The sequence below is a fragment of the Nocardia sp. JCM 38205 genome, from assembly GCF_058222935.1.
Map to the genome: position 1 here is coordinate 1 of NZ_JBYHFL010000016.1, position 3,039 is coordinate 3,039.

The 3,039-nt window shown below is 65.3% G+C and carries 5 protein-coding genes; 2 read left to right on the forward strand and 3 right to left on the reverse strand.

Features of this window, described 5'->3' with window-relative positions:
- Positions 1–26: 26 nt before the first annotated feature.
- Genes AC4HOU_RS29085 through AC4HOU_RS29095 form a run of 3 tightly spaced genes read right to left on the reverse strand, consistent with a single transcriptional unit; the run spans position 27 to position 1,356 of the window.
- Positions 27–266 (reverse strand): hypothetical protein, encoded by a 240-nt coding sequence (locus tag AC4HOU_RS29085; RefSeq protein ID WP_490725602.1) that lies wholly within the window; start codon positions 264–266, stop codon positions 27–29.
- Positions 266–910, reverse strand: a complete 645-nt coding sequence (locus AC4HOU_RS29090; protein WP_490725603.1) for a DUF2637 domain-containing protein — start codon at positions 908–910, stop codon at positions 266–268. Before AC4HOU_RS29090 ends, AC4HOU_RS29085 begins: the two co-directional genes overlap by 1 nt.
- Positions 910–1,356, reverse strand: a complete 447-nt coding sequence (locus AC4HOU_RS29095) for a hypothetical protein (protein WP_490725604.1) — start codon at positions 1,354–1,356, stop codon at positions 910–912. Before AC4HOU_RS29095 ends, AC4HOU_RS29090 begins: the two co-directional genes overlap by 1 nt.
- A 191-nt stretch (positions 1,357–1,547) precedes the next feature.
- Here AC4HOU_RS29095 and AC4HOU_RS29100 point away from each other — a divergent pair, with 191 nt between their 5' ends.
- Positions 1,548–2,408 (forward strand): P-loop nucleotide/nucleoside kinase family protein, encoded by an 861-nt coding sequence (locus tag AC4HOU_RS29100; protein ID WP_490725605.1) that lies wholly within the window; start codon positions 1,548–1,550, stop codon positions 2,406–2,408.
- Complete coding sequence (locus AC4HOU_RS29105; RefSeq protein ID WP_490725606.1) at positions 2,405–2,935, forward strand: kinase; 531 nt, start codon at positions 2,405–2,407, stop codon at positions 2,933–2,935. Before AC4HOU_RS29100 ends, AC4HOU_RS29105 begins: the two co-directional genes overlap by 4 nt.
- Positions 2,936–3,039 lie beyond the last annotated feature (104 nt).

A 3,039-nucleotide genomic window follows, 5' to 3' on the forward strand; every position in this document is an offset into this window, starting at 1 on the left:
CAGCGCCGAAACCAGCGGGTGTTTCATCAGCGACCCCATGGGTTCGTCTCCTCTTCCAGCGGCTTGCCCAGCAACGGGATCGGCAGCCCGCACCGCCAGCAGACCCGCATATCCACCTCGGGCCGGGGCTCGGCCGGAGACCCGGTGGACTGGTCGTCGCAGAACATGACGCACTCCGAGCCGGGATCGGCCGCAGCGGGTGCGGCGGGAATCAGGGCCAGCAGCGGCAGCGCCGCAACACCAGCCCACAGAGCAGTTTTCGACATCAGGCACCCCCAACAGGGACAGCGATCGGCAGCATTGCTTGCACCGGTCGCGAGGAACGAACAGGTGGACTCGGCACCACAGGTGCCGGAGAAACAGCCGCAGCCGGGACCGGCGCAGGCTCAGGAACGGGAACCGGATCAGGTTCGGGTTCGGGTTCGGGGATCGGTTGCGGGTCGGGCTCTTGCGCCGATTCCGGTTCGGCCGCAGACTCGGCGGCCGGGGCAGGTTCGGGATGAGCGGCGCGGAAGAGCACCGCCAGCCCGTGCGTGTCAGCGAGCAGCGAGATCGGGGCGATAGCCGCCACCAGCGCCGAGGCCCAGGCCGGAAGCTCCTGCCCGGCCGCGACCGCGTGCAGCGAGTTCCCGGCGATGGACACCACCGCACCCGCGACCAACACCCCGGTGAACCAGCGCCGTTCCGGCGACTTCGCCAACGCCAGCGCCGACACCGTGGCCTGGATGATGGTGCCGTCCACGATCACCGGGAACAGCCACGCCCACCGGGCCGGGACATGCGCCAGAATCGCCAGATCCCGCAGGGACGCGAACGACAGCACGAACGCCGCGACCCCGACAGCGATGATGGTGACGACCGCGAACCCCCGCGCAATGCGGAAGCTCGCGGCCGTCTCATGCGTGCTCATTACGCGGCTTTACCGCTGGCCGGACGAGCCGCACCCGGATCGGCCGGCGCCTGCTTCGCGCCCGAGGTGTCCCCCTTGATGCCCGTCGCTCGGACGGTCCAGCCGAGGGTCTTGAACTCGCCCTGACCGGTGACCTTCGGCTGCAAAGTCAGGCCCTCCAGCTCGATCGACCGCATGCCCGGCAGGACTTCGGGAGTCGAGGGGACCGGCTGAACGTCCGACAGGAAGATCACCTGAATGCTGGAACGCTTCGGGTTCGTCTCACTCGGATCGGTGCAGGTGGCCTTCCACTGCCGCTTGCCGGTGATGGGGTCAACCTTCTGGCGGGCCGGGGCGTTGCGGTTCTGGTTGTACTCGGTGTCAGGCTCGATCTCGCCAACGAGGACGAGGCCCTTCTCGAATGCCACGTTGAACTGTTCGCTGAAACGCAGATCCTTCAGTGCCATTGCTTCTCTCCTTGGTTTGACAATTCGCACTCGGTGTGCGGCATGTCATTAAGGTAGCAACTGCTTTCGTGGGAAGCAACTACTTTCGCCAGTGAATGTCCAGCTACTCGTCATATCCGTATTTGCCCAGGCCAGTGCTGGTGAGCAACTGCTACCCTCGGTGTGGCAACTGCTATCGAAGGAGGACCGCAGTGACCGGCTCGCAGCGCTCGGCCGCATCGGCATACATGCGGATCGCGCAAGCTATCCGCAACGACATCGAGGCTGGTCGGCTACGGGACGGTCAGCGGCTACCGTCGACCCGTGAGCTGGCAACGCAATGGAAGGCGAGCCAGCTGACAATCACGAAGGCCATGGAGCAGCTCGCGGCCGACGGCTACATCTCGAGTAAGGATCGGTCGGGGCGAGTGGTGACCACGCCGACCGCATTGGCGCTAACGCTCGCCGCGCCACTTCGGCCTGCTCGACCGCGTGCTGTGTACGTCGGCGGATACGCCGGAAGCGGAAAGTCAGAGTTCGCGCGAACTCTCGCCCGTGAAACCGGATGGGCGATCCTGGACAAGGACACGATCTCGCGCCCGATCATCGAGCCAGCGCTCGAAGAACTCGGTTCCAGCTTCGAGGACCGCGAATCCGACCTGTACAAGTACCGGATTCGTCCCCGCGAGTACGAAGCTCTCGCAGCTGTGGTTGACGACAACATCGAATGCGGTACGTCGACCATAGCGACAGCGCCGTTTCTCCAGGAGTTCAACGACCAGGCATGGATCGATCACACGATGGCTCGCGCCGCCGTGAACGGTGCCGATGTCACGTTGGTATGGGTGCGGTGCACCATCGACACGATGCTGATGTACCTCCGTCGGCGTGGTGCTGCCCGCGATACGTGGAAACTCACTCACTGGCCGGAGTACACAGCAGGCGTTGATCTTGAGTACCGCCCACTCGCTGACCACATCGTGGTCGAGAACGATCCTGACAGCGAGCCATTGCGCGAACAGGCCCTGCGGTTGATCGAATCGTTCCGCCGTGAGTCACATCCCGGGCCATGAGCGAAGGCGTCATTTTGTACGGTCCGCCAGCCGCGGGGAAGGACACCGTCACAGCCGCGCTGGTGGGTCTGGACGCACGTTTCCAGCTATTCGAGCGGATCAAGTCGGGTCCGGGGCGGACAACCGGCTACCGGATGAGCACCGATTCCGACATTGCCGAACTGCGAGAAGCTGGCGAAATCATCTGGGAGAACGCGCGTTACGGCGCAACATACGTGATCGACCGGCCTACACTCCGCGAAATGATCCGTACCGGCGTGATGCCGGTAGTGCACGCGGGACAGCCCGAAGTCGTTGACGCCGTGCTGGCCGCGACCCCGGGCAATCGATGGACCGTCGTTGCACTCACCAACTCCCGCGACACCGCATACGCGCGGATCGTCCAGCGGGCCACCGGCGACACCGGCGAGCGTATGGCCGCGTGGGACGCCACGCCCCTTCTTCCCGGTGCGGACCTCAGCATCGACACCGACGATGTGCCGCCCGACCGGGCCGCAGCTCTCATTCGCTCGCTCGTCCTGCGCTGACCCGTCGCGGTCCTGTCGCGCGTGCGGCTCACGTTCTGCGAGTGGTTGCCGAATTTCGCCATACAGGATCAAGAGCGCCTGCGGCGGCGCTTCGCGGCGCCGCC